The 24,974-nt window shown below is 53.8% G+C and carries 24 protein-coding genes; 9 read left to right on the top strand and 15 right to left on the bottom strand.

The annotated features are described in order from the left end of the window. Positions 1–57 precede the first annotated feature (57 nt). Together D4100_RS01840 and D4100_RS01835 are read left to right on the top strand one after the other, a co-directional pair. Positions 58–2,184, top strand: coding sequence for an alpha-galactosidase (locus D4100_RS01840; RefSeq protein WP_119802792.1), 2,127 nt, complete (start codon positions 58–60; stop codon positions 2,182–2,184). Positions 2,185–2,272: 88 nt separating this feature from the next. Continuing rightward, on the top strand, positions 2,273–3,532 hold the full coding sequence (locus D4100_RS01835) for an MFS transporter (RefSeq protein WP_119802790.1): 1,260 nt from the start codon (positions 2,273–2,275) through the stop codon (positions 3,530–3,532). 99 nt (positions 3,533–3,631) lie between these two features. On the opposite strand, the gene D4100_RS01830 is transcribed toward D4100_RS01835, so the two are convergent. Next, positions 3,632–4,888 (bottom strand): 2-oxo acid dehydrogenase subunit E2, encoded by a 1,257-nt coding sequence (locus D4100_RS01830; RefSeq protein ID WP_119802788.1) that lies wholly within the window; start codon positions 4,886–4,888, stop codon positions 3,632–3,634. A 57-nt stretch (positions 4,889–4,945) separates the two neighbouring features. After that, positions 4,946–7,600: a pyruvate dehydrogenase (acetyl-transferring), homodimeric type gene (gene aceE / locus D4100_RS01825; protein WP_119802786.1), complete on the bottom strand. Its 2,655-nt coding sequence runs from the start codon at positions 7,598–7,600 to the stop codon at positions 4,946–4,948. 177 nt (positions 7,601–7,777) lie between these two features. On the opposite strand from aceE, the gene D4100_RS01820 reads away from it, so the two are divergent. After that, entirely contained in the window at positions 7,778–8,224 is a 447-nt protein-coding gene (locus D4100_RS01820) for a MarR family winged helix-turn-helix transcriptional regulator (RefSeq protein ID WP_119802784.1), read from the top strand. 32 nt (positions 8,225–8,256) lie between these two features. Here D4100_RS01820 and D4100_RS01815 read toward each other — a convergent pair whose 3' ends face one another. Both D4100_RS01815 and D4100_RS01810 read right to left on the bottom strand, forming a co-directional pair. Then, entirely contained in the window at positions 8,257–9,312 is a 1,056-nt protein-coding gene (locus tag D4100_RS01815; protein WP_119802782.1) for an NAD(P)/FAD-dependent oxidoreductase, read from the bottom strand. A gap of 58 nt (positions 9,313–9,370) precedes the next feature. Further along, the gene (locus D4100_RS01810) at positions 9,371–9,808 is read right to left on the bottom strand and encodes a winged helix-turn-helix transcriptional regulator (RefSeq protein WP_119802780.1); all 438 of its coding nucleotides are present in this window, start codon (positions 9,806–9,808) and stop codon (positions 9,371–9,373) included. A 184-nt stretch (positions 9,809–9,992) separates the two neighbouring features. On the opposite strand from D4100_RS01810, the gene D4100_RS01805 reads away from it, so the two are divergent. Together D4100_RS01805 and D4100_RS01800 are read left to right on the top strand one after the other, a co-directional pair. Next, positions 9,993–10,844 (top strand): SDR family NAD(P)-dependent oxidoreductase, encoded by an 852-nt coding sequence (locus tag D4100_RS01805; protein ID WP_244941627.1) that lies wholly within the window; start codon positions 9,993–9,995, stop codon positions 10,842–10,844. Between the two features lie 60 nt (positions 10,845–10,904). After that, positions 10,905–11,201 (top strand): YciI family protein, encoded by a 297-nt coding sequence (locus D4100_RS01800; protein WP_119802778.1) that lies wholly within the window; start codon positions 10,905–10,907, stop codon positions 11,199–11,201. A gap of 109 nt (positions 11,202–11,310) precedes the next feature. Here the strand turns inward: D4100_RS01800 and D4100_RS01795 are convergent, their stop codons facing one another. Beyond that, the gene (locus D4100_RS01795; RefSeq protein ID WP_119802776.1) at positions 11,311–11,733 is read right to left on the bottom strand and encodes a winged helix-turn-helix transcriptional regulator; all 423 of its coding nucleotides are present in this window, start codon (positions 11,731–11,733) and stop codon (positions 11,311–11,313) included. Between the two features lie 98 nt (positions 11,734–11,831). On the opposite strand from D4100_RS01795, the gene D4100_RS01790 reads away from it, so the two are divergent. Continuing rightward, complete coding sequence (locus D4100_RS01790; protein ID WP_119802774.1) at positions 11,832–12,683, top strand: SDR family oxidoreductase; 852 nt, start codon at positions 11,832–11,834, stop codon at positions 12,681–12,683. A gap of 86 nt (positions 12,684–12,769) precedes the next feature. Here the strand turns inward: D4100_RS01790 and D4100_RS01785 are convergent, their stop codons facing one another. Further along, positions 12,770–13,423 carry a hydrolase gene (locus D4100_RS01785; RefSeq protein WP_119802772.1) on the bottom strand — a complete coding sequence of 218 codons (654 nt, stop codon included), beginning with the start codon at positions 13,421–13,423 and terminating at the stop codon, positions 12,770–12,772. A 151-nt stretch (positions 13,424–13,574) separates the two neighbouring features. Between D4100_RS01785 and D4100_RS01780 the strand changes: the two genes are divergently transcribed. Continuing rightward, on the top strand, positions 13,575–14,492 hold the full coding sequence (locus tag D4100_RS01780) for a LysR family transcriptional regulator (protein WP_119802770.1): 918 nt from the start codon (positions 13,575–13,577) through the stop codon (positions 14,490–14,492). 1,020 nt (positions 14,493–15,512) lie between these two features. On the opposite strand, the gene D4100_RS01775 is transcribed toward D4100_RS01780, so the two are convergent. The 4 genes from D4100_RS01775 to D4100_RS01760 all read right to left on the bottom strand — a co-directional run bounded on the left by D4100_RS01775 (position 15,513) and on the right by D4100_RS01760 (position 19,067). After that, entirely contained in the window at positions 15,513–16,121 is a 609-nt protein-coding gene (locus D4100_RS01775; RefSeq protein ID WP_119802768.1) for a class I SAM-dependent DNA methyltransferase, read from the bottom strand. Between the two features lie 122 nt (positions 16,122–16,243). Continuing rightward, positions 16,244–16,951, bottom strand: coding sequence for a GNAT family N-acetyltransferase (locus D4100_RS01770; RefSeq protein WP_119804093.1), 708 nt, complete (start codon positions 16,949–16,951; stop codon positions 16,244–16,246). Between the two features lie 83 nt (positions 16,952–17,034). Beyond that, complete coding sequence (locus tag D4100_RS01765) at positions 17,035–17,988, bottom strand: 2-hydroxyacid dehydrogenase (RefSeq protein WP_119802766.1); 954 nt, start codon at positions 17,986–17,988, stop codon at positions 17,035–17,037. A 182-nt stretch (positions 17,989–18,170) separates the two neighbouring features. After that, positions 18,171–19,067, bottom strand: coding sequence for a LysR family transcriptional regulator (locus D4100_RS01760; RefSeq protein WP_119802764.1), 897 nt, complete (start codon positions 19,065–19,067; stop codon positions 18,171–18,173). 84 nt (positions 19,068–19,151) lie between these two features. On the opposite strand from D4100_RS01760, the gene D4100_RS01755 reads away from it, so the two are divergent. Beyond that, a complete protein-coding gene (locus D4100_RS01755) occupies positions 19,152–19,937 on the top strand; it encodes an NAD(P)H-dependent oxidoreductase (protein ID WP_006321898.1) in 786 nt (261 codons plus the stop codon). A 49-nt stretch (positions 19,938–19,986) separates the two neighbouring features. Here D4100_RS01755 and D4100_RS01750 read toward each other — a convergent pair whose 3' ends face one another. Beyond that, positions 19,987–20,541 carry an NAD(P)H-dependent oxidoreductase gene (locus D4100_RS01750; protein ID WP_006321899.1) on the bottom strand — a complete coding sequence of 185 codons (555 nt, stop codon included), beginning with the start codon at positions 20,539–20,541 and terminating at the stop codon, positions 19,987–19,989. Positions 20,542–20,646: 105 nt separating this feature from the next. On the opposite strand from D4100_RS01750, the gene D4100_RS01745 reads away from it, so the two are divergent. Further along, positions 20,647–21,015, top strand: a complete 369-nt coding sequence (locus tag D4100_RS01745) for a winged helix-turn-helix transcriptional regulator (RefSeq protein WP_006321911.1) — start codon at positions 20,647–20,649, stop codon at positions 21,013–21,015. On the opposite strand, the gene D4100_RS01740 is transcribed toward D4100_RS01745, so the two are convergent. The 4 genes from D4100_RS01740 to D4100_RS01725 all read right to left on the bottom strand — a co-directional run bounded on the left by D4100_RS01740 (position 20,996) and on the right by D4100_RS01725 (position 24,924). Further along, positions 20,996–21,949, bottom strand: a complete 954-nt coding sequence (locus D4100_RS01740; protein WP_119802762.1) for a bifunctional helix-turn-helix transcriptional regulator/GNAT family N-acetyltransferase — start codon at positions 21,947–21,949, stop codon at positions 20,996–20,998. The two genes, D4100_RS01745 and D4100_RS01740, sit on opposite strands and share 20 nt — an antisense overlap. A gap of 68 nt (positions 21,950–22,017) precedes the next feature. Then, positions 22,018–23,208 (bottom strand): MFS transporter, encoded by a 1,191-nt coding sequence (locus D4100_RS01735; RefSeq protein WP_081304025.1) that lies wholly within the window; start codon positions 23,206–23,208, stop codon positions 22,018–22,020. 107 nt (positions 23,209–23,315) lie between these two features. Beyond that, entirely contained in the window at positions 23,316–23,801 is a 486-nt protein-coding gene (locus tag D4100_RS01730) for a cyclophilin-like fold protein (protein ID WP_119802760.1), read from the bottom strand. Between the two features lie 94 nt (positions 23,802–23,895). Continuing rightward, positions 23,896–24,924, bottom strand: a complete 1,029-nt coding sequence (locus tag D4100_RS01725) for an alpha/beta hydrolase (RefSeq protein WP_006321919.1) — start codon at positions 24,922–24,924, stop codon at positions 23,896–23,898. Positions 24,925–24,974: the final 50 nt, after the last annotated feature.

Here is a 24,974-nt window from a genome sequence, read left to right as displayed (position 1 = left end):
TCACTTAAACGTTTAAGTTCATCTATGGTTCCATCAATTACATGATGGAGCCTGACCATGAATTCAGAAATTGTTCGACTGACCAGCACAGATACCGATTTGATCATCCGCTGCCACCCTTTTGCTGAAATCCTCTATTGGGGCCCAAAACTCGTCAGATTTTCGCCAGAAGACGTCGCTTCATTACAAAGGCCCGTAGCGAACGGCAAGCTTGACGTTGATCTCCCTTTGACCTTTGCGATGGAGTATGGGCGCGGCCAATTTGGTTCGCCGGGGATTGAGGGGCATAGCGATGGATATCACGCGGCCCCCGTATTTACGACGACCAAGGTGGATATCAAGCCCGGTGCGGTGACGGTGACCAGTGAAGATGAGCTGGCGGCATTACAGTTGATCAGTGAACTGAGGCTTGACGCGCAAACGGGCGTATTGCAGATACGCCATACGCTGAAGAACCTTCATCATCGGCCATGGCAACTGCACCGTCTGGCGGTCACATTGCCCGTACCGGAGCATGCCGTTGAGGCGATGGCGTTTCATGGGCGTTGGTTAAGGGAGTTTCAGCCGCACCGTGTCAGGTTGGAACACGGCGGTTTTATACAAGAGAGCCGTCGGGGACGGAGTTCTCACGAGTACTTTCCCGCTTTTGTAGTCGGGGATGCAGGGTTTAGTGAGCAACGCGGTGCGGTATGGGGAGTGCATCTCGGCTGGAGCGGCAATCACCGTTTGCGGGCGGATGTGAAAACCGACGGTCGGCGAGTCGTGCAGGCCGAAGCGCTCTATCTGCCAGGAGAGATAAGCCTTGGCGAAGGGGAGTCATGTTCCACGCCATGGGTTTACGCCGCATTCTCTCAGGCGGGTTTAAACGGTATGAGCCAGGCTTACCATGCTTTCCTGCGTCAATCCCTGATCCGTTTTTCAGCGAAACAAACCAGGCCGGTGCATCTCAATACCTGGGAAGGTATCTATTTCGATCATGATCCTGCTTACATTATGCAAATGGCAAGTAAAGCCGCAGAGATCGGTGTAGAGCGTTTCATTATCGATGATGGCTGGTTTCGCGGGCGCAACCACGATCAAGCCGGCTTGGGTGACTGGTATTTGGATGAACAAAAATATCCAGAGGGTTTAATGCCCATTATCGAGCATGTGAAATCATTAGGTATGTCTTTTGGCATTTGGGTTGAACCGGAAATGATCAACCCCGACTCGGACCTCTTCCGTCTGCATCCCGACTGGGTGTTGCAATTGCCGGGTTATCAGCAACCCACGGGGCGCTATCAGTATGTGCTGGATCTCAATCATCCCGACGTGTTTGATTATTTATTGGCACGGCTGAGTTGGCTGTTAAGCGAACATCCTGTCGAATACATCAAATGGGATATGAATCGCGAACTGGTCCAGCCGGGGCATCAGGGCAAACTGGCCGCAGATGCGCAAACCCACCAATTTTATCGGCTGCTTGATGAGCTTAACCGACGTTTTCCGCATGTCGAAATCGAGTCCTGCGCTTCTGGCGGTGGGCGTATCGATTACGGCGTGCTGGAACGAACTCAGCGTTTCTGGGTCTCCGACAATAACGACGCGCTTGAACGACAAGCTATTCAACGCGGCATGAGCTATTTTTTCCCTCCTGAAGTGATGGGGCAGCATATTGGCCACCGTCGCTGTCATGCAACGCAACGGCAACACTCTATCGGCTTCCGAGGCCTGACGGCACTGTTCGGGCATATGGGTATTGAGCTTGATCCGGTTCAGTCCGACGAGGAAGAACTGCATGGTTATCGCCATTATATTCAACTGCATAAAACACTTCGGCCTTTATTGCATGGCGGAACTACATGGCGGGTGGATATGCCTGACGATACGATTCAGGTTAGCGGTGTCGTCAGTCAGGACCAGACGTGTGCGGTATTTATGATGGCTCAGTTACAAATGTTGAATTATTCACTTGCAGGCAAGGTGCGTTTCCCTGGGTTACTGCCGGAAGCGCAATACGAGGTCAGCCTGCTGGATAGCCCGGAAATCAAAACCGTGCGTGAAGGCGGGGGGACGATGCGTGAACTGCCATCCTGGTTGCGTCAGCCGATGGTGGTCTCCGGCGACTGGTTGATGCAAGCCGGCCTGGCGCTCCCTGTGTTGGCTCCGGAAAGCGCGTTACTGATAGGGCTTAAACAAGTCTGAATGTTCAGATCATTGATGATACAGACGCTAAACGGCCGCTTTGGCGGTCGTTAAGACCAGAACAATACCTTCATCGGACAAACACCTCATGAACATGAGCTCTTGCTATTACAGAAAAAACCGTAACTTCTGGATATTCGGTACATTCTTTTTCCTTTATTTTTTTATTATGGCGACCTGCTTTCCATTTCTGCCTATCTGGTTGCATGAAGTCATTGGCTTAAATAAAACTGACACGGGAATCGTTTTTTCCAGCCTGTCGTTATTCGCTATAATATTTCAGCCTATCCTCGGGGTTTTATCCGACAAGCTCGGCGTCAAAAAGCATCTTTTATGGGTGATAACGATATTGCTGCTGTTTTTTGCCCCGTTCTTTTTGTATGTGTTCGCGCCACTGCTAAAGGTTAATATTATTCTTGGCGCTTTGCTGGGTGGGGTTTATATCGGTTTTGTCTTTAATTCCGGTGCGGGTGCCATTGAAGCCTATGTGGAAAGAATTAGCCGCCAGAGCGCGTTCGAATACGGTAAAGCCAGAATGTTTGGCTGTTTTGGTTGGGGGATTTGCGCATCTACGGCAGGGATATTATTCAGCATCAACCCTGACATCGTTTTCTGGATGGGGTCGGGTGCGGCCATCATCCTGGCGGTGCTGTTACTGATGGCGAAAACTGAAAACAGCAACACCATTACCGTGATGAATGCGCTCGGTGCTAACTCATCACAGTTCAGCATGCACCTGGTCTTTGACCTGTTTAAACAACGTAAATTCTGGCTATTGGTTCTGTATGTCATTGGTGTGGCTTGTATCTACGATGTGTTTGATCAACAGTTTGCCAACTTTTTCAAATCGTTCTTTGCCACGCCGGAAGAAGGAAACCTGATCTTCGGTTTCGTCACTACCGGTGGGGAAGCCGCCAATGCGCTAATCATGTTCTTATCCCCGTGGATTATTAACCGGATTGGAGCGAAAAATGCTTTGCTGGTGGCCGGCATGATTATGTCAATCCGCATTCTGGGTTCTTCGATTGCCGATTCTGTGGTGGAAGTCATTATCCTGAAAATGCTGCATGCGTTTGAAGTGCCATTTTTGTTGATCGGCGTATTTAAGTATATATCCAATACTTTTGATACCAGACTGTCGGCCACTATTTACCTGGTCGGGTTTCAATTCTCCAAACAATTGATGTCTATTTTCTTGTCGTCAATGGCCGGGAATTTATACGACCGAATTGGATTTAGCCATACTTATATGATACTTGGCGGCATTGCGCTGGTGTTTACTCTCCTTTCGGCATTTACATTATCTGGAGAGCGGGCAGTCAAACCAGCCCAGAGTATAGCGAGTTAATCACGACATGACTTGTTATAGCCGAAGGTTAATTAGTCGCGTTTGTGCGGTTGTCGAAAAATACCCTGCACCGGAAATCGCCCGGTGCAGGGTAATGGCTCAAAGTAACAGACGGCGGATATCGGCCAACAGGCCGGTCAGATAAACGCTAAAACGAGCGGCGAGGGCGCCGTCAATCACCCGGTGGTCGTAGCTCAGCGACAGCGGCAACAGCAGGCGGGGAATAAATTCCCGATTGTCCCACACAGGTTGCCAACACGCGGTCGAGATCCCCAGTATCGCGACCTCCGGAGCATTGATGATCGGGGTAAACGCCAGCCCGCCAATGCCCCCCAGCGAGGACAAGGTGAAGCAGCCGCCGCTCATCTCTGAGGCTGTCAATGCGCTTTCGCGCGCCTTTTTGCTCAATGCTGCGATCTCCTGCGCCAACTGCGTCACGCTTTTTTCATCAACGTTGCGTACTACCGGTACCACCAATCCCTGTGGAGTTTCCACGGCAAAACCGATGTGCAGGTACTTCTTCATAATCAGCTGCTCGCCGTCGATATCCAGCGAAGCATTGAACTGAGGAAATGCCCTTAACGCAACGGAGCTGGCTTTGAGCAGAAATGCCAGCAGGGTAATTTTTACGCCTTCCGGGCCGTTTTCACGGTTCAGCGTTGCCCGCAGCGCTTCCAGCTCGGTAATATCGGCGTGATCATGCTGCGTTACATGCGGGATCAACGCCCAGTTTCGGCTCAGGTTGGCGGCCGACATTCTTTGGATCCGCGTTAGCGGCCGGCGTTCAGTTTCACCGAACCGGCTGAAATCGACCTCAGGCCACGGCAGCAACGCCGCGGTGCGTGTTGACGTCGTCTGAGGTTGAGCGCTCAGAACGGATCTGACATGTTGCATAACATCATTGCGGGTAATGCGCCCCTGTCGGGCGCTGCCGGTTAAACGTTGCAGGTCGACCCCAAGCTCGCGAGCCAAACGGTACACCAGCGGGCTGGCATAAGGTGCAATACCCTGGCGGGCCGGCGCTGTCGGTTCGCGAACGGCTGCGGGCATGGCCGGCACGGGTGAGGGCGCTGGTTCGGCAGCTTTCACCGGCAGCGGCTCGTTTGGCGTCTCTTCTTCGACCTCAATGGCGGCGATCGGGCTACCGGCCGACAGCCGGTCATTCGGCTTGACCAGCAACTCAGTGACGCGGCCACTGAAGGTGGCGGGGATCTCCAACGTCGCCTTGTCGGATTCCAGAGTAATCAACCCCTGATCCAGCGTAATGTAATCCCCCACGGCAACCAGTATCTCGACCAGCGGGATTTGCTGGTCGTCGCCGATGTCCGGTACTACGGCATGTCTTATTTCTGGCATCTTGATTCCCTGTGCTCCTAAGGTGGCAAATCTGTCACTCATCGTTATGAATAGGGATCAGACATAGGCCGGATCCGGCTTATCGCTGTCGATGCCATAGCGTTGCAGGGCCTGGCTGACCAGCGTCGGCGCGATTTTGCCTTCATCGGCCAGGGCTTTAAGCGCTGCCACTACGATGAAATAACGATCCACCTCAAAGCAGCGCCGCAGCGATTCGCGGGTGTCCGAGCGGCCAAAGCCGTCAGTGCCCAGTGCCACGAAACGACGATCCTGAACGTAAGGGCGGATTTGGTCGGCAACGATTTTCATGTAATCCGTCGCGACCACCAACGGCCCAACGTGGCCTTCCAGGCATTGAGCGACATAGCTGGTACGACCCGGTTGCTCAGGATGCAGCAGGTTCCAACGCTCGGTTTTCATTCCCTCGCGGCGCAGTTCGGTCAGGCTGGTGGCGCTCCATATCTCGCTGGCGATGGAGAAGTCATCGGCCAGCAACCGGCCGGCGGCGATCACTTCGCGCAAAATGGCTCCGCTGCCCATTAATTGCACCTGTGGCTGATGGTCTGCCGGTGCGGATTGGAACAGATACATGCCTTTCAAGATCCCGGCTTCGGCACCTGCCGGCATATCAGGTTGCGGGTAATTTTCATTGAGTAAAGTGATGTAGTAATAAATATCCTGCTGTTCTGCATACATGCGTTGGAGGCCATTTTGCACAATGGTCGCCAGCTCATAGGGGAAAGTGGGATCGTAAGATACGCAAGAGGGGATCACGGATGAGAGTACGTGACTGTGGCCGTCATCGTGCTGCAGACCTTCGCCCATCAATGTGGTGCGGCCCGATGTGGCACCCAGCAGGAAACCGCGCGTGCGGGCATCGGCGGCGGCCCAGGCCAGATCGCCGACACGCTGCAGCCCGAACATGGAGTAAAAGATATAAAACGGAATGGTGGTCAGGCCATGGTTGCTGTACGCGGTACCGGCGGCGATCCAAGAGGCGATAGCGCCGGATTCATTGATGCCTTCCTGCAGGATTTGCCCCTCTTTCGCTTCTTTGTAGTAGCTGAGCTGGCCTGCATCCTGCGGAGTATAGAGTTGGCCAAGGTAGGAGTGGATACCAATCTGACGGAACAGGCCTTCCATGCCAAAGGTGCGTGATTCATCCGGGACGATCGGTACTACTCGCTCACTCAACTGCGGATCTTTCAGCAGAGTGCCGAGGATGCGAACAAAGGCCATGGTCGTCGAAGCGCCGCGTTCGCCGCTGTCTTTCAACAGAGCCGAAAATGCGCTCAACGGCGGGACCGGCAGCGTTTCTGCCGTGGCTATGCGCGCAGGCACATAGCCGCCCATTTGGCTACGTCGGGCAGCGAAATAGCGAGCTTCCTCGCTGTCTGGTGCAGGTTTCAGGTAAGGCATTTCCTCCAATTGAGAGTCGCTGACCGGCAGTGCGAAGCGATCGCGGAAGGCGCGTACTGCGTCGGCGCTCATTTTTTTCAATTGGTGGTTAATGTTTTGGCCTTCTCCCGCTTCCCCCATGCCAAATCCCTTAACGGTTTTAGCCAGGATCACCGTCGGTTGCCCACTGTGGGTGCTGGCTTGCGCATAAGCCGCGTACACTTTTTCCGGATCGTGGCCACCGCGGGTCAGTGCCCAGATCTCTTCGTCTGTCATATCTGCTACCAGTTGCAGCAATTGCGGGTATTTACCGAAGAAGTGTTCGCGCACGTAAGCGCCGCTTTGCGATTTAAACGTCTGATAATCGCCGTCGACGCATTCCATCATGCGCTGGCGCAGCAGGCCGCTCTGGTCGCGTTCCAGCAACGCATCCCAACCACCGCCCCACATCACTTTGATTACCTGCCAGCCGGCTGCGCGGAAGGTTGCTTCCAGCTCCTGGACAATCTTGCTGTTGCCGCGCACCGGGCCATCCAGCCGCTGGAGGTTGCAGTTGACGACAAAGATCAGATTATCCAGTTTCTCGCGCCCGCCAAGTGCGATTGCGGCCAGAGATTCCGGTTGATCCATCTCGCCATCGCCCAGGAAGGCCCAAACTTTGCGACCCTGAGGGCTTTTTAACCCGCGATATTCCAGATAGCGCATAAAACGCGCCTGATAGGCTGCAGTGAGCGGCCCCAGGCCCATGGAAACCGTTGGGAATTGCCAGAAGTCGGGCATCAGACGGGGATGTGGGTAGGAGGACAGGCCATCGCGATCGGCTTCCCGGCGGAAATTGTCCAGTTGCGCTTCGCTGATGCGGCCTTCCAGATAGGCGCGGCCGTAAATACCCGGTGCCGAATGGCCCTGAATGTAGATCATATCGCCATCAAAGCTGTCGGTGCGGCCGCGGAAGAAGTGATTAAACCCAACTTCATACAGCACGGCGGCGGAGGCATAAGTGGCTATGTGTCCTCCGACATTGGAATGTTTGCCGGCGCGCAATACCATGACCATCGCGTTCCAGCGCACATAGGCGCTCAATCGCTGTTCCAACTCGAGGTTACCAGGGTAGACCGGTTGCCGTTCTCTGGAAATGCTATTGAGGTAAGGGGTGGTGACCCGGCCATGCAAGTCGCCGTGCCGGATGACATCCTGATCGAGCAATTGGTCGATCAGATAGTGAGTGCGCGTGCGGCCTTCGGCCGTATGAACGGCGTCCATTGCTGCCAGCCACTCGTGGGTTTCCTGCGAGTCGACATCAGGTGAGTTCATGACAATTCTCCAAGTGCGATAAACCGGCTCGGCGAGCCGGGTTTGGGTTACCTGCTTCAATCCATCCCATGACTGAGCAAGACTTATTATCAATTGCAATTGCAACAATGGCGACGAGCATACTATCAGTGTAAAATGCAATTGCAAATGCAATCGTATCTGGAAGGAAAATGCATCATGTCTTCAGGTGAACCCGATCTCTGGTTTTCTTATGTGCGATCTCATCGGCTGATGATCCGCGAAATTGAGCAGCGTTTGTCGCAGGCGGGGCTTCCGCCGTACGCCTGGTATGACACGCTGTGGGGACTGGAGAGCCACCCGCAAGGTTCACGCAGAATGCATGAGCTGGCGGACGTACTGGTGATCGAACGTTATAACCTGACCCGGCTGGTCGACCGACTGGAAAAAGAGGGATTGGTGAGCCGCATTCGTTCGGCCGAAGACGGCCGGGCGGCGTTTGTGAGCATCACAGTGAAGGGGAAAGACTTGCGCAAACGGATGTGGGCCATTTATCAGGCCACGGTAGCCGAGCTGTTTCTCAGGCAGTTTACTCCGGATCAGCAGGCGGTATTTGCCACCGCGCTGGACAACGCCTCAGAGGCGGCGCGCCGCCTGCACGAATAGGGCCGTGCTTATAAGGTTACCCTGTGAACCGGTTAAGTGCAGCCTTGGCCAGAGGAGAAACGGGCCGGCCGATAGTTTTCAAGCATGTCCAGCGCCTTACCGGTGACCAACTCTTCACTGATCATCCTCCCCAGGGTAGCTGCGCAGGTCACTGCCGGATGCATGACCGCCACGTAAACGCCGGTTGTATCACCAATAAATCCGATGATCGGGCATCCATCTGCCGGCACAGGCCGCTGCCCCACAGATTGGCTGAGCAACTGTGCCGACTCTGTGCCTGTTAAAGCGATTTTCATCGCCGCCAGCGTGTCAGAGGCGATGTCATCGATTCCGCCTGTTGCCGGATAATCTTCGACGGCCAGAATATCCCCGTTTCGGGCATGGCGAACTTCGATGTCATGGCCTGAAATCAAGGTGTTAACTACGTGCCCTGTCGCGCCGAACCGCAATAAAATGGCCGGCGAAGCCATGATCGGGAGCGGGGTACCAATGGCATCGAGCAGGGGCGATATGCCCGTTCCGCACGCCAGGATGAGGCAATCCGCCTGTAATACGCCCTCCGGAGTCTCGATACCGGTAATTTTGTTTCCCTCACGGGTAAACCCGATTACCGCCGTCTGGCTTTTCAGCGTGGCTCCGAGACGACAGGCTTTATCCAGCAGGACACGGGTGGCGTCTATCGGATCAACGGCCCCATCTTGCTGCGCATAATAGGCCCGCTGCGGTGGGTTATTCAGCGCGGGTTCAAGCTGGGATATGCCCGGTTGCCGAAGCAAGCTATCGTCGGCCTGGCTCTCCAGTGAAAAATCGTCGTAACTGAGTGCCCCTGTCCAGTTCACCCAGAGTTCCGGGAGTTCTTTTGCCAGCCGGCGCCAATCCGCCACCGAAGCGCGGCGAAGAAGGGCATCTGGCGCATCATCACTCACCGTAGTGTGTATCCAGCCAAAAGAGCTGCCGGTGGCCCCAGACGCTGGCTGGCCTTTATCGATAACGGTCACTTTTATCCCGCGGCTGGCCAGGTGATAGGCTATCGATGCACCCATAATTCCCGCGCCCACAACCATCATGTGTTTTTCTGTGGCACCCATACCGAATCCTTCGTGTCTCTGTCCGTTCAATAAAGAATTTTGCCAGCCTCGCAGGCCATCATTCCGGGATCACCATCTGGATTGCGCGTGTGCCAATCTCGGCCCCGGTGACGGTATCAATGGCTATAGCGTTGACTTCAGTTCCCGCCTCGGCATCCAGCAGGCGGAGCAACTTGCCTTCGCCACGGTGCTTTCTCCCCCAGGCGCCAATCATGATAAGCACCGGCAAAAAGTCGCGGCCAGCCTCTGTCAAAATATACTCCTCACGTAATGGGCGCTCCGAATACTGCCGTTTCTCAAGCAGATTCTCCTCGGTCAACATTGCCAGCCGTTTGGTCAGCATGGTGGGGGCAATCCCCAGGCTTTTGCGGAACTGGTCAAAGCGCGTCATCCCGGAATTGGCATCACGCAGGATCAGCATTGTCCAGGCATCGCCAAGAAAAGCGACGCTGCGGGCGATGGGGCAGATGTTTTCAGAATATGGATTTGTGCTCATGGCTTTTACCTCACTAACTACCGAAACGATACTATCATGCAGGATCGCCTTCGCCGACTTTTTTGTTAGTATCATTTTAGTATTGACTGGCTACTAAAACGATACTAACTTAAGCCGGGTAATCACTGCGACCTGGCGGTGCCGGTACGTGCCTGAGGCACATTTATCCATCACTGATATCTCTATGGCACTGCGGAATGTGAAACCACACTGCCTTTTGGAAAAGATCACTATGAAAAAGACAGTCTTAATTACAGGTGCATCATCGGGTTTTGGGCTGATGCTCGCCAACAGCCTTCACCAGCAGGGGTTTACCGTTATCGGCACCAGCCGTGAACCGGAGAAATACGCGGCTAAAGTCCCGTTCAAGCTGTTGAAGTTGAATATTGACGACGACAGCTCAATGACCTCGTTTGTTTACGAATTATTCCAGTTCACTGAACGGTTGGATGTGCTGGTCAATAATGCCGGTTTTATGGTGACCGGCCTTGCCGAAGAAACGTCGATTGACCTGGGAAGACAACAATTTGAAACCAACTTCTGGGGTACGGTTAAGCTGACGAATGCCTTGCTGCCTTATTTCAGGGCACAAAAGCAGGGGCAAATCATTACGGTCAGTTCTATTGTTGGCCTGATCGGCCCGCCGAACCTGTCTTATTACACGGCGTCAAAACACGCCGTTCAGGGTTATTTCAAATCCCTGCGCTTCGAACTGGAACAATTCAATATCAAAGTCAGCATGGTCGAGCCGATGTGGTTTAAAACCAACCTGGGCCATAATGCCGTTTCCGCACAAGGCCGTGACATTGCCGACTACAACACCTATCGCAAGCAGGCCATGGCCGCGACGCAGAAGGGCATTGATGACGCCGAAGCGCCTGATGCGGTGATCAAAACCATTTCCGACTTGATAACGGCAAAGAAACCGAAATTCAGCAATCCTGTAGGGAAAATGAGCGGAATGATCCTGTTCCTTCAACACCACATGCCAAAAATGTTTGAGGGTGCAATTCTGAAAAGCGTGAAGTCTGCATAAACAGAAATAATGTCTGCGATGTTTAACTGAAATTTAAATGATTTCAATGAGGGGCCGACCATGAAATATTACCTGTGCAAATTTATACCGCCACGAGCGAATTTTCTGACCACGATGTCTGCTGACGAACAAAAATGGATGCAGCAACACGGTGATTTTTTGAACGAGCTGCTTGCCCAGGGCCTGATCGTGGCTCATGGCCCGGTGATTGATGAAAAGGGCGGTTATGGCGTCTCGCTCTACCAAATTCCCGATGAGCAAAATATCGCGGCCATCACGGCGGAAGATCCCATTGTGAAGAATGGTGTTGGCCACTACGAACATTACTCCATGCTGCATTTGAAAGCCCGCGGCTAACCTCAGTCGGCGAAACGTTATCGCCCGTGAGAGGGAGTTATCCCGAAGGGTAAAGATTGATCTTCGAGGCCTGGGGCCGACGGCTGAAAATGACCGGCCCCAAATCTTATCAGGCAACTGCATCAGGGCTATCGTGCGCCAGTGTTAGTGCCGCCAAATTGTTCTCGATCCAGTCTGCTAAATCGCGAACTTTGGCCGCAGCTTCTTTTCCAAGTGGCGTGAGCGTGTATTCTACACGTAGCGGGACGATGTTGTAGTCATAGCGGTTAATCATGCCGTCTTTCTCTAATAACTGAAGAGTTTGAGCCAGCATTCGCTCGCTTACTCCCCCAATCCTGCGGCGAATTTCACTGAACCTCAGTGTTCCGGGCAGCAGCGCGATCAGAATAAGAACTCCCCAGCGGCTGGTAAGATGGCTCAATATTTCGCGTGAAGGACAGGCCGCGATCATTACGTCGCCGCGCAACATTTTTTCGGATAAAGGTTCAACTAAGGAGTTTGTCATAGAGCCTCTTTGGACAGGTGAAATCATGTCTCACTTACTTTTTTGTACGTACTTACTATAAGTTAGTATCTGATCTATAGTCGAGTCGTGATTAACCGAAAAATCAAATTTCAAGGAGTTATGCCATGACTATTGCCATCACCGGTGCTACAGGCCAGTTAGGTCGTATCGTTATTGATAAGCTTAAACAGAAAGTGGCGGTCAGCGACATCGTTGCTTTGGTACGCAACCCGGAAAAAGCGCAATCGTTAGGAGTTAGTGTGCGTGCTGCCGACTATGCGCACCCTGACACGCTCGACGCGGCATTGACTGGCATCGACAGCCTTTTGTTGATCTCTTCGAGTGAAGTCGGTCAACGTACCGTCCAGCACGCCAATGTGATCGCCGCCGCGAAGAAGGCGGGCGTGAAGCACATTGTCTACACAAGCCTGCTCCATGCGGACGTATCGCCTCTGAACCTGGCTGGCGAACATATTGCAACAGAGACCGCGATTAAGGCCTCTGGCCTTTCCTACACGATCATGCGCAACGGTTGGTACACAGAAAACAACACCGGCACCGTTGGCGCAGCACTGGCCAATGGTGCCTTTATGGGAAGCGCCGGTGAAGGCCGGATTTCCTCGGCCAGCCGTGAGGATTTCGCAGAAGCGGCAGTGGCGGTTTTGAGCGGTTCCGGCCACGTGAATGTGACCTACGAATTGGCCGGCGACACTGCATGGACACTGAAAGATCTGGCAGATGAGGTATCCCGCCAGACGGGCAAGGACATCGCATATCATAACCTTCCTGAAGCCGATTATGCGGCGGCACTGCATAGTTTTGGCCTGCCGGCAGATCTCGCCGATGCGATCGCATCCTGGGATGTGGGCGCTTCGCAGGGCGCGTTATTCGATGCAGGTGGTGCGTTATCCAGGCTTATCGGCCGCCCGACAACCCCGCTGGCAACCAGCGTTGAACAGGCTCTGAAGACTAGCTGACCACCTATGATTTTTCGGAACTGGCCTGGAATGGCGAGCCGTTGCCTCTTGAACAAAGGCCCGCGCATGCCAGGCTTGTACCAGGATCAGCCTCCGGTGCCAGGCGCCGGGGTGTTGAGCAGCTGTTGCTCCCACAGCAAGGCGATGCCGCTGCCGCCAACATGGTATTTCAGTATGTCCGCCAGAGCCGCCGTATGCTCTGTGCGGGCCCAGTCGCGCTGCCACTCGGACGCGACCGCCAGCCAGGTCATTATGTTCGCGCCGGCGGCGATCATGCGTTGGATAGCGACTTCATGAGCCTCGACTGACACACCACCTGAGGCGTCGGTAACGACAGTCACATCCCATCCTTCACCGAGCGCCTGTATCGCCGGCATCGCAACGCATATTTCAGTCCACAGACCCGCGATAATCAGCTGTTTGCGGCCTGTTGCCTTGACCGCATCGACCACCTTCGGGTCTTCCCAGGTATTGATAAAGGTTCGATCTATTACCTCCTGTTCAGGAAATACCTCCGTGATCTGTGGAAAAATCAGCCCACCTCGGTCGGCAATCACGCTCGTCAGGATGGTCGGAACGCCAAAGGTCTTGGCGGTCTTCGCCAGCGCCGTCGCATTATTGACAACCATTTGCGGCTCGTGGCTGTTCAGGTTAGCCAGTTGGTAAGGTTGGTGGTCAATCAACACGAGAACAGAGTCTTCAGGGCGGAGAAGGGAATCAAGGCCGTTACGAAAGGTCATTGTTGGTTTCCTCTGCTGTAGTTAGTTGGATGGAACGTCCAGAAACATGCACCTGCGGCGACGTTTTCTGGAATCAGTATTGTGCTGTGCCCATATTTGATACGGTAGTGCCATTCTGTGGAAAGTCGTGTTGCATGATGGGGAACGCTGAATGAACATTGAGGAACTACAGACATTCGTCGAAATTGCCGATGCAGGCGGGATTTCGACCGCGGCACTTCGGCTCGGTGTGTCCAAGTCGATCGTCAGTCGCCGGCTTGCGCGGCTTGAAATGGAACTGGGTGCCCAGTTGATTACGCGTTCTACCCGGGGAACGGTTCTTACAGAAGCCGGGGCCGCGTTTCGGGACTATGCCGCCAGGATCTGCGTTGAGATCGAGGTGGCCAAAGAGACGATTTCGCCCGAAGGTGAGCTGCGTGGCCGCCTGCGGGTTGCCGTGCCGATTTCCTTTGGTCCGACGCACTTCGCTCCCGTGATAGCGGAAATGGCGCGCCGACATCCTTTGCTTCACATCCAAACCAGCTACAGCGACCGCTTTGTCGATCTGATCGCGGAAGGTTACGACTGTGCGATACGGGTGGGTTATCTGGCGGACTCCAATTTGATTGCGAGACGCATTGGTCCAATTTATGGCCGGCTGGTCGCGAGCCCAGACTACATTAAGACGTATGGCAAACCCGAGACGCCTGAAGAACTCGTCGCTCATCAGGCGCTGATGCAAGGTACAGAGGCCTGGCAACTTACGGATGGCGGCAAGACCATCACCGTCCATCCTCAGGGGCGTTTCAAGGCTGATAATGGGATAGCTCTGGTGGCTGCGGCACTGGCAGGGCTCGGAATTGCTTATCTGCCGGATTGCCTTACCCACGAACATATTGCCGCGGGAAAGCTCATCCCACTCATGGAGCGTCATTCACCTCCGCCGGCTGGCGCATATATCATCCGTCCGCCAGGGCAGTATCCTGCACGTAGGATACGAGCCCTGACCGAAATCCTGATCGAGCATTTCGATCACTCGCCGCACTTTGTGGGAACGCATCATAAACAGTCCGATAACAGTGGCCAGTAGGGATCGCATTATGGCCCAGGGGGCCAATAGTGGCATTTAGTGACAATGTCACTAGTTATGTTAAATGACAGGCCAGATAACCAAGTGAATAACTCCATATTATTTAGGCAATTAACTGAAGGTGACGCGGATGATGCTCTGGCATTTCGCTTGAACACCTTGAAAACCGCTCCCTGAGGTTTTCGACATACTTTACGAGGAGAGCTGGCCAGAAGCAGTCAGGATTCTGCGAGCTACAGCGAAGAACCCAGAGTATGAAAGAATGCCGATAGGGTTACAGTGAGGAAGTACTGATGTATCGGCTGATTAAGGGGGTTATTTAACGGTGCGTTTTGGCGAAATCTGCAAAGCCATGGCAGCTAATTCATTTCAGATTTCACGTAGCGCGATCAAAAAAAGAAGGGCATTTTGACCAATTCCACCGGTTTCTTGCCCGTGCTTCAATCATTGGAGGTCCAGCCCCGAGTGCAGGCGACGCGTAACAATGCAGATATCGTCGACGAATGACTGCATGACGATTTTGAATAAACCAGTCGTTTGGAACAACGCTATGACAAAACGGTAAACAGTTGCCGAACTGGAAAATGGAAACTGGCCATCCGCAGATTTTTGCCGAGGAGTTCACGCTGACGATGATTGACGAGAGCGTTGCTGAGATTTAAAAGTTTTCAACTTGATGCAGACGGCAAGGTGGCTCGCCGCATAACGCGTTCGTCAATCTGGTTGTTGTCTTCATTAGAAGGCAGCGGTCATTGGCAAACGCTTTTTCATCAGGACACGGCGATCGATGAGTGAGACCTGAATGTTTACACCAGGACAATGGGCAAGGATGGATACGCCTGAGCAAATTCTGCGAAAGAAGCCGGCAAAGACTGAAGGTGAGGAGAGATAGAGCCTAAAGGAATAGTCCGGTGCGTATCCCTTAATGCAATTTAACATAATATACATTATGCGCACCTAGGTAAGGATACGTAGATTCTGAGGTTTTGGCCTTTGTCATGACCTTATCCGCATTCTGCCTCAGATCGTGCTTTGCGCTAGCCACACTGTTCGTCCTTGGCATTCAGGATCTTCTAAGACCATCTTCACAACGCGAAAGCCATTTTCATGCAGTAACTGCCGATACTCAGCCGGCGCCAGGCTCGAATGATACAATGGCTCGCCTTCAAATGTGCCAATCGCTTCGCCATCACTTGGGCCACTGGTAAACATTAATCCTGCTTTGCTGCCAGCATGCTTGCGAAAAACTTTGAACATCTGACGTTGGTCATTACGAGTAAGATGAAAAAAACTGTCCCAGGCAATCAGCCCGCCAAAGGTTTCATCCAGTGCCAATTCCCGCATGTCTGCCACTCGCCACTGCTGATACGGAAATGTCTTCAGGCATGAGTCAATCATCGATCCTGAGCTATCAATCCCCATTATGCCAAAACCCTGTTGAATGAAATATTCAGCGATCGGTGTTCCATTACCACAACCGATATCCAGGAGCCTTGCATTTGTCGGTACCAGATTCAGGAATCTGTCCAGCCAAGGCCGTTCAAACAGATCGGTTGTCCGCAACCTTTTCCAGGCTTCAGCATGCTGTTCGTATAAACTGATGATCTTCGCGGCCGCAAAATGAGTCATTTGCCCTCTTCTTTTTGATCGCGCTACGTGAAATCTGAGAAAGATTGGCACCTCTGACCTTACAGAATGCGCCAATATTTACCGGTAAAAATCATACTCGGCACCCGATTAAGGACGCGTCTTCAAGATTTGTTGTTTCGAAAAAACGTCTCAAGCCTAAGCTTCTGTACGCCGTCTTCAGTGAAATTTTCAGGTGAAAGCCAGCCAACAAGAGACTGCTCAATGACCGGCCATTCAGTATCTATAACAGACAACCAATCGGTATCACGGTTACGTTGTTTACGGGTCATGGCTTGACGAAATCTCCCTTCAAATATAAACCCCATTCTCTCGGCTGCCTTCCTTGAAGCTTCATTCAGTGAATCACAACGCCATACAACGCGACGATAACCCAGAGAAAAGGCGTTATTCAGCAATAAGTAAATGGCCTCAGTTCCCATGGCAGTTCTTTGCATCAGCGGTGACCAAGTGACATGCCCAATTTCCAGCGCACCGTTAACCGTATCCATATTGCTAAAGCAGACAACCCCAACCGGAGCGGCACTTTTTACGTCCGTCACGGCCCATGAAACAAGGCTGCTGTCTTCGATTTTATTCTTAAGCCAAGACATCATTTCCTGTAAACAGACCGGTCTTTCTGCGCCAAGCCAGGTCCAGTCTCTGTCATCCTCTGCCAGAGAAAATGCATGGAATAAGCCTTCGCAGTGGCTTATCTCAAGGGGCAAGAGATTGCAGTATTGACCGTTAAGCGGGCTATGGTCTGGGAGAGATACCGGCTGCCACTCAGGTAAGGAAAAGCCAACTGGCTGACCATAAATATTTGTATTCAACGCGTTCACCTTTTGTTCTTTCAGCAATTTTGGGCCTGTAGATTTCACCAAAATACGTCGTTTAAATGCTGCAAACGCCTTCGCTAAGTGACGTTGTCACCTGAAATCACCTGCGTAAGTAGCGGTTCTGCCAGGAAATGTGCCAACAGATTATCAATAACCAACTGGACCGTTGCGTCAATGGCTTCGGGAGACCGCCCGGCGATATGCGGCGTTAAAATAACGTTGGTTAACCGCACAAGTTCCGGCGGCACGGTAGGTTCCCCCTCGACTACATCAAGAGCTGCACCGGCGATGCGCTGATGTTGCAGGGCGTTGATAAGCGCCGGGGTATCCACCACGCTACCGCGCGCAATGTTGATCAGAAATCCGTTTGGGCCCAGAGCATCAAGCACCTCCGCGTTAACGATGTGGCTGGTTTGCCCGCCGCCTGGGGTTGCGATCACCAAAAAATCAGCCCATTCGGCCAGGGCGACCGGGCTTGAACAATAGCGATAAGGCGTGTCGTTACGCGGCTTGCGGTTGTGGTAAGCCACGGGCATCTCAAAACCCCTGGCCCCGCGCTGGGCAATCTGCATACCAATGTTACCGAGGCCGAGGATCCCCAGTTTTTTGCCGAAAACCATCGGGCGCGGTTGCCGTGCTTGCTTCCATTCCCCGCGGCGAACGGCCGCATCGGCCTGCGGGATCCCACGGGCAATAGCCATCAGCAGTGTTAACGCGTGGTCAGCAACCGAAGCATCATTGGTACCGGGGCCATGCGTCACGACAATCCCCCGCGCCTGTGCGGCAGTGAGGTCGATATTCTCGTAGCCCGCGCCGAGGGCGCAGATGATTTCAAGCGCCGGCAGTGCGGATATTTCGTCTGTGCTGAGCCCAATGGAACCGTTGGTCAGCACCGCCTGTACATCGACCCTTGCTTTTTGTGCCCTCCATGCCGCTACCGAACTGGCGGCATGGACGGTAAAACCAGCCAGCTCAAGGCTGGCATGATGTTCATGCGCAAGTTCAACCAGTATCAGAAGATGACGTTTCATAGAGAAGGTTCCAGCGGTAAGAAAACTATCGCCAGAATACCGCGACGGCGTCCGGACCTTAAACCGGAAAGTGCTGATTACGAATCTGTGCCTCAGTTCTCTGTGTTGGATGGCCGCAAAAAAGTGCTATTGATATTCAAAGTTAGATTTAGTGAATTATCCCAGAAGCCGGCTGGCATCCGTTAGCTCACTGCCGCGACGATATGTTCACGCAGCCATTGATGCGCCGGATCGCGGTGGGATCGTTCGTGCCACAGCATGGCCATTTCGAATCCGGGGACCTCAATGGGCGCTTCAACCACTTGCAGCGCCCGGTTATTGCGCACCAGCCGCCAAGGCAGCATGGCCACCAGATCGGAACTGGCCAGAACAGACATGATAAACAGGAAATGAGGAACCGAGAGCACCACCCGGCGTTGCAGGCCGGCCTCCGACAATACGCTGTCCGTATTGCCGAAAAATCCCCCGCCGTCCGGCGATACCACCACGTGCTCCAGCCGGCAGAACTGTTCCAGCGTAGGGGTTACCGCCAGTTGAGGATGACCGGCGCGGCCTGCCAGGACGTAACGTTCGCTAAACAGGGTACGCCGGCGCAGATTCTCTGGCGATCCTTCATGCGTATGAAAAGCAAGATCAATTTCCCCTTGCTCCGCCTGCCGGGCGAGGCGAGCGGGCACGGCTTCGAAGACCGCCAACCGGGTGCCCGGTGCCACAGAACGCAGGCTAATCAAGGCGGGCAAGATGATGGTCGATTCACCATAGTCGGAAGCGGCCACCCGCCAGGTATTGCCGGCGCTGGCGGGATCAAAAGGGCTCGCTGGCGCCACCGCTTGTTCCAGCGCCTCAAGCGCCTGCCGCAAAGGCTCGCGTAGCGCCTCGGCACGTGCGGTAGGCCGCATGCCTCGTGGCCCTGGCAGCAACAGCGGGTCGCCAAAAATCTCCCTCAACTTGGCGAGATGCACGCTAACCGAGGGCTGAGAGAAATTAAGGCGTTGCGCCGCTCGCGTCACATTATGTTCGGCGAGCAAGGCATCCAGCGTCACCAGCAAATTGAGATCCAGTCGTCTGAGATTAGTCATGGCAATACCTGGAATGTTGGAAATTCATTTCTAATATACCTGACAAAAACCTACCCTGCTTTTATCTTGCAACGGAGGTCTACCATGAATGCTCTTCTCGTTTACGCACACCCAGAACCGCAGTCACTGAACGGTTCGCTAAGAGATTTTTCAATCAAGCGGCTGGAGGATGCCGGGCATACCGTTCAGGTGTCCGACCTTTACGCCATGCAGTGGAAAGCCGTGCTCGACGCGGATGACAGCACGGCAAAACAAACGGGTGAACGGTTCGATCCTGTGCACGATTCCCAACGTGCATTTGCCGATGGGTTGCAAAGCAAAGACATTGAACTCGAACAGCAAAAACTGCTGTGGGCCGATGCGGTGATCCTGCAATTCCCTCTGTGGTGGTTTTCGATGCCGGCGATCCTCAAAGGCTGGGTGGAACGGGTTTACGCCTACGGTTTTGCCTATGGCGTAGGGGAACACTCCGATACTCACTGGGGCGATCGTTATGGCGAAGGTACGCTGGCCGGCAAGCGCGCCATGCTGATGGTCACCGCCGGCGGTTGGGAAACGCATTACGGCCCGCGCGGTATCAACGGCCCTATCGATGACATTTTATTCCCGATCCAGCATGGGATTTTGCATTATCCCGGTTTTGACATATTGCCGCCGTTCGTTATCTACCGAACCGACAAGATCGACACAGCGCGGTTTGCCGCGGCCTGTGAGGTACTCGGCCAACGTTTGGACAGCCTGTGGGATACCCCGCCTATTCCGTTCCGGCGGCAAAATGCCGGGGAATACCATATCCCTGAGCTGTCTCTGAAAGAGCATATCGCGCCAGGCCGCTCGGGGTTCACTGTGCATAGCAGCGATAATCAATAACTCTTCCGCGCGCGCCATTGAATACCAATACGGCGCGCGCGGTACAGGGTTAGTTCAGATTGGCGATAAAGGCTCGATACTCCGACGCGCTGCGTTCAATATCATGATGATTTAATTGTTCAACTTCGGCGTCCGGGGTATTTTCCTTGCCGTAGAATGCATGGAATGAACCGTATTTTGCCTGCACATAGTTAACCGTGATTTCAAAAGGCCGCAAAATTTCATCCAGTGAGTACTTATATCTGCCCTCCTGCGAGTACCCCTTCTCGCTGATCCCTGCCGTGACGGCCAGTGCAATCTTGCGATCTTTCATCTTATAACCACTGCTCGAACCATAGGCCCAGCCGTAGGTAAATACATCATCCAGCCACTTCTTCAGGAGCGGCGGCGAACTGAACCAGAACACTGGAAACTGCAGAACGATTTTTTCATGTTGTTCAATCAGTTGCTGCTCTTTTTCGACATCAATTCGCCAGTCTGGATAGGCTTTATATAATTCATGAATGGTATAAATATCGGGATATTTCCTCAGTTCGGTCAGCCAGGCTTTATTTATCATCGAGTTTTCGATATCAGGATGAGCGACCACCACCAGCGTTTTCATTCAGACTTCCCCTTTCAATGAGTTCACCGGGGCATCATATGCTATGCTTTCCTAATGTAAAATACGCACACTGACTACATATACTAACCTTTAGGAAAGTATCAAATGAACCTTGAAGATATCTGCAGCCCAACGGGCATCGACCTCGAACAGACCGGATACGGCTATACGCTGTCGGTGATCAGCGGGAAATACAAAATGATTATTATGTACTGGCTGGCACAATATAAGCCGGTATTACGCTTCAACGAATTACAGCGCTGCATCGGCACCATTTCTTATAAAACGCTAAGTTCGACGTTAAAAGAGCTGGAAAGAGACGGCATCGTCATCAGAAAGGAGTACCCGCAGATCCCGCCCAAGGTCGAATACAGCCTCTCGGAGCGTGGACGCACGCTGATCCCGGTCATCGATATGATGTGTGCCTGGGGGGAAACTCACCGCCCTGAAGCGGTCAGCCATGCGGACGAATAAATAATTGCTCAGTCATTGGTTGGCCCCACTGTTCACCCTGCTGCTCTTCTGCCAGGACAAAGCCGAGGCTTTCATACAGATGGCGGGCTGCATCCAGCCCTTTGAACGTCCACAGGTGCGTTTCACGAAACCCGCGTTCATCGCAAAAAGCCACCGCCCGGTTCAGCAATTTCCGGCCTACACCGCTGCCGCGCAGGCTGTCGTCAATGATAAAGGCACGCAAATGAGCGCGGTTATCGCCCAGTGACTCGCCGTCGATGGAAACCGAACCGACAATTCGGCCGCCGCTGAGCGCGGACCAGGTCTCGTTCAGCGGATGAGACAGGCGCCCGGCGAGATCGGCCAGTGCCGTACCCACCGTAGATTCAAAAAATGCGCCGAACCCAACCGTCCGCGAATAATACTGCATATGCATTTCCAGCGTTCTGGCGACAAAACCGGGGCGGTAACCACTGACAATCTCTGTCTCCGGTACCGGCGCTGCCTCTCCGGCCCGGTGGGCGCGCAATGCGGCAGCATAGGTTTGCAAACCGGCGGCAATGTCGGCGCAGGCTGCCGCCGGCAGAATGTCCAACGCATTCAGCACCTGCCGTTCGGCAAAACTATTAATCCCCGCCAACGTTTGCCGCCCTTGTTCCGTCAGCCGCAGAATTCTCTCCCGCGCGTCACGCTCGCCGGGTTGCGTAGCCAGTTCTCCCGCCTTGATTAATTTGTTCAGCATGCGGCTGACGCTGGATTTTTCCAGATTGAGCACCGTACACAGTTGTGCGGCGGTATCAACCTGCCTATCGCCTATTTCGATCAACGCATGCACGGCGGACGGCGGCAAGTCAGTCCCCGCCAAAGTGCTGCCCATAAAACCCAGCTCACGCACCAGATGGCGCGAGGCATCCCTGATGGGATGTAAATACAGACGGCGTTCGGCGATTGGCATAATAGCCTCTTTAATATGGTTGTATAATACAACCATATCAGGGAAAGCTACAAAATCAAGAATACGAATCAACCCTCCTGGGCTGGTCGTTGCAGGCGCTGTCCGTTTCCTATCACCCATGCCGCCAGCATCAGCAAAACTGCACCGCCGATCAACGGCGCGGCTACGCCGATGGAATCCAACAAGTGCCCGCCGAAAGCCCCGCCCAACATGATGGCTAATTGAATGGACGCCACCATCAGGCCGCCGCCGCTCTCCGGTTCGTCATTAATCTCCCTGGCAAGCCAGGTAGACCAGCACACCGGAATGGCCGCGTTCAGCATGCCCCATCCGACCATCATCACCGCGACGCCTGCAAATACATGGCCCGTACCGACCATGCCGAGGGTCACCACCGCCAGGCCGACCGGCAACCAAACCAGCAGCCGATACAGATGATTGCGCTGCAGCATGACGCTGGCAAAATGCGTGCCGGCGAAACCTGCGGCCCCCAGGCACAACAACAGCAAGGAAAGTTTGTCTGAGTCAACACCTGTCGCGCCTTCCAGAAAGGGACGGAAATAGGTGAATGCGGCAAAAGCACCGGCAAAGGTCAGCATGACCGCAAGCATACCTATGGCGACATAGCGGCGTTTGAGCAAACCGAACAGGCGTGTGACCGGAATGGTAGCCTGCGGCGGCATCGACGGCAGGCTTTTCGCCTGCCAGACGAGGTTGATCAAGACCAGGGGAATCAGGCCTGCAAACACCCAGCGCCATCCGAAGTGCCCACCCAAATAGGCACCAATCGGTGCCGCGAACGCGGTGGCGACCGCATTACCCATGTAAATGGTGCCGAGTGCTTTGGGCACCAGGTGCGCAGGAACCAGCCGGATCACCGTGGCGGTAGCCAGCGACCAGAAACCGCCCACGGCCAAACCCAGCAGTGCGCGGGCGACCATTAACAAGGAAAAGCTGGGTGCCAGAGCGATCAAAATCAGCGACAGCAGCATAAGCACCGTCATGCTCATCAATACATAGCGGCGATCAAAACGGCCTGCTATCGGGCCGATAAACAAGCTGGCCAATACGGCAAACAGACCTGAGATGGAAATTGCCTGCCCCGCCATGCCCTGCGTAGTATGCAGATCGCCGGCGATAGGCGTCAGCAGGCTGACAGGCATAAACTCTGAGGCGATCAGCAGTGCCACGCACAGCGCCATTGAACCGACGGCACTCGCCAGAGAGCTTCTTGACGAGGATCGGGTTGAGGTGGTCATGGGTTACTCCGAAATGAAAATGTCCCGTAAAACAACAGGCATATTGTGAGGCAAGATGAGCGAACGCAGTCAAATACAAGTCAGATTGACTCTGACAAACACCCTTTTCAATTCCCTGGGGAGATTGTTACGCGCATGCTTCCCGGTTGATTAAGAGCCTCAATGCCTGAAGTGATTTTGCCAATTTTGATCACCCCTGCGGCTTCAGGTCCGTGGCCTCGGTAAAAAGCAATGTTCCCCCACGGGGCATAATAAGCAATGTCCCCGGTGGCGCCGGCAGCAGACTCGGGGGCCGCGTCTTGCGAAAGGCGATGTGGCAGCGCGCCGCTGATTTTCTCCGCATCACCGTAGTCTTTAAGCGTTATGGTGAGTGGCAGCAGCTTGACGAAGCTCCGCGCCGTCGGATTATCCTCAAGCGTCGCCGTTAGATAGGTGGAACCTATGGCTATCCGAATATCATGCATTTTTACCTGCCGTGTAGCGGCTCCTCTCTGGTTCTCGGAACTGTCTTGGGCTGCTTGTAATGTGCCGACTGCCGGCAGCATAAAAAGTAGGGCTGCATATTGGCTAACCCGCATAGAGGTCTTTCCCATGGCATGTTTTTCATAGTCGACGTCTTCTCCGCGCTGTTAAGCTCAGGTTGAAGACCGCGCCAATGCGCGGCCTGAGGTTGCGGAGACGAAACGCTTACTTCAGATTGCTGTGGAAGAAGGAAGCCAGCTTGGCGAACGGGATCAGGTCGGTACGGTCATACAGATCCACATGGCCGGCACCCGGCACGATGACCAGTTCTTTCGGTTGGCCGGCCAGTTTATAGGCCTCTTCGCTGAACTCGCGCGAGTGCGCTTCAGAACCCGTGATGAACAGCATCGGACGAGGAGAGATCGTCTCAATGTCGTTGAACGGATAGAAGTTCAGGAACTTGACGATACTGGTCAGCGTCGGATGGGTAGTCAGCGTCGGCGACGAACCCTTAGGGGTGAATTCACCGCGCGGCGTGCGGTAATAGTCATAGAACTCACGCTGGATAGCCGGCGTGTCCGCTGTCAATTCATGCACGGTACCACTGACGTATTCGGTTTTTCCGCCCGCGAACTCCACATCACGCTGTGCGGATGCCGCTGCGATCATCTGCTTTCTCTGTTCCAGCGTTTGCGAATGTTTAAGTCCATTGCGTACTGCCGCACCCATATCATACATACTGACCGTCGCAACGGCTTTGATGCGCGAGTCGATTTTCGCGGCGCTGATGACGAAGCTGCCGCTTCCGCAAATGCCCAGCACGCCAATCTGTTCTTTATCAACCCACGGTTGGGTTCTCAGGTAGTCAACCGCTGCGCTGAACGCTTCTGCATAAAGGTCTGGCGCCACGACGTTACGGGGTTGCCCGTCACTCTCGCCCCAGAAAGACTGATCGATAGCCAGCGTGACAAACCCTTGCTCAGCGAGCTTCTGCGCATAAAGGTTCGAGCTCTGCTCCTTCACCGCCCCCATCGGGTGGCCAATGACTATCGCAGGATAGTGGGTGCCCTGCTGCCGATTTTTGGGCATGTACAGGTTCCCTACAATCTTCATTTTGAATTGATTGTTAAAGGTGACCTTTTGCGTCGTTACCTTATCGCTCCGGTAAAAGTTATTTGCGCCGTTCGACATATCGGCTGCCATAGAGGTGAATGAACTGACCAGCAGGGCCAGAGATAACGCTATTTTTTTCATCTGATTACTCTCGGTTGAAATAGTGAAGTTAATTTCTTCGGTGTTCGTTT

The organism is Serratia inhibens, from assembly GCF_003591175.1.
In the GTDB taxonomy this organism is placed as follows: domain Bacteria; phylum Pseudomonadota; class Gammaproteobacteria; order Enterobacterales; family Enterobacteriaceae; genus Serratia; species Serratia inhibens.
Note: the sequence above shows the minus strand (reverse complement) of the source record. Positions and strands in the feature narration are given on the sequence as shown.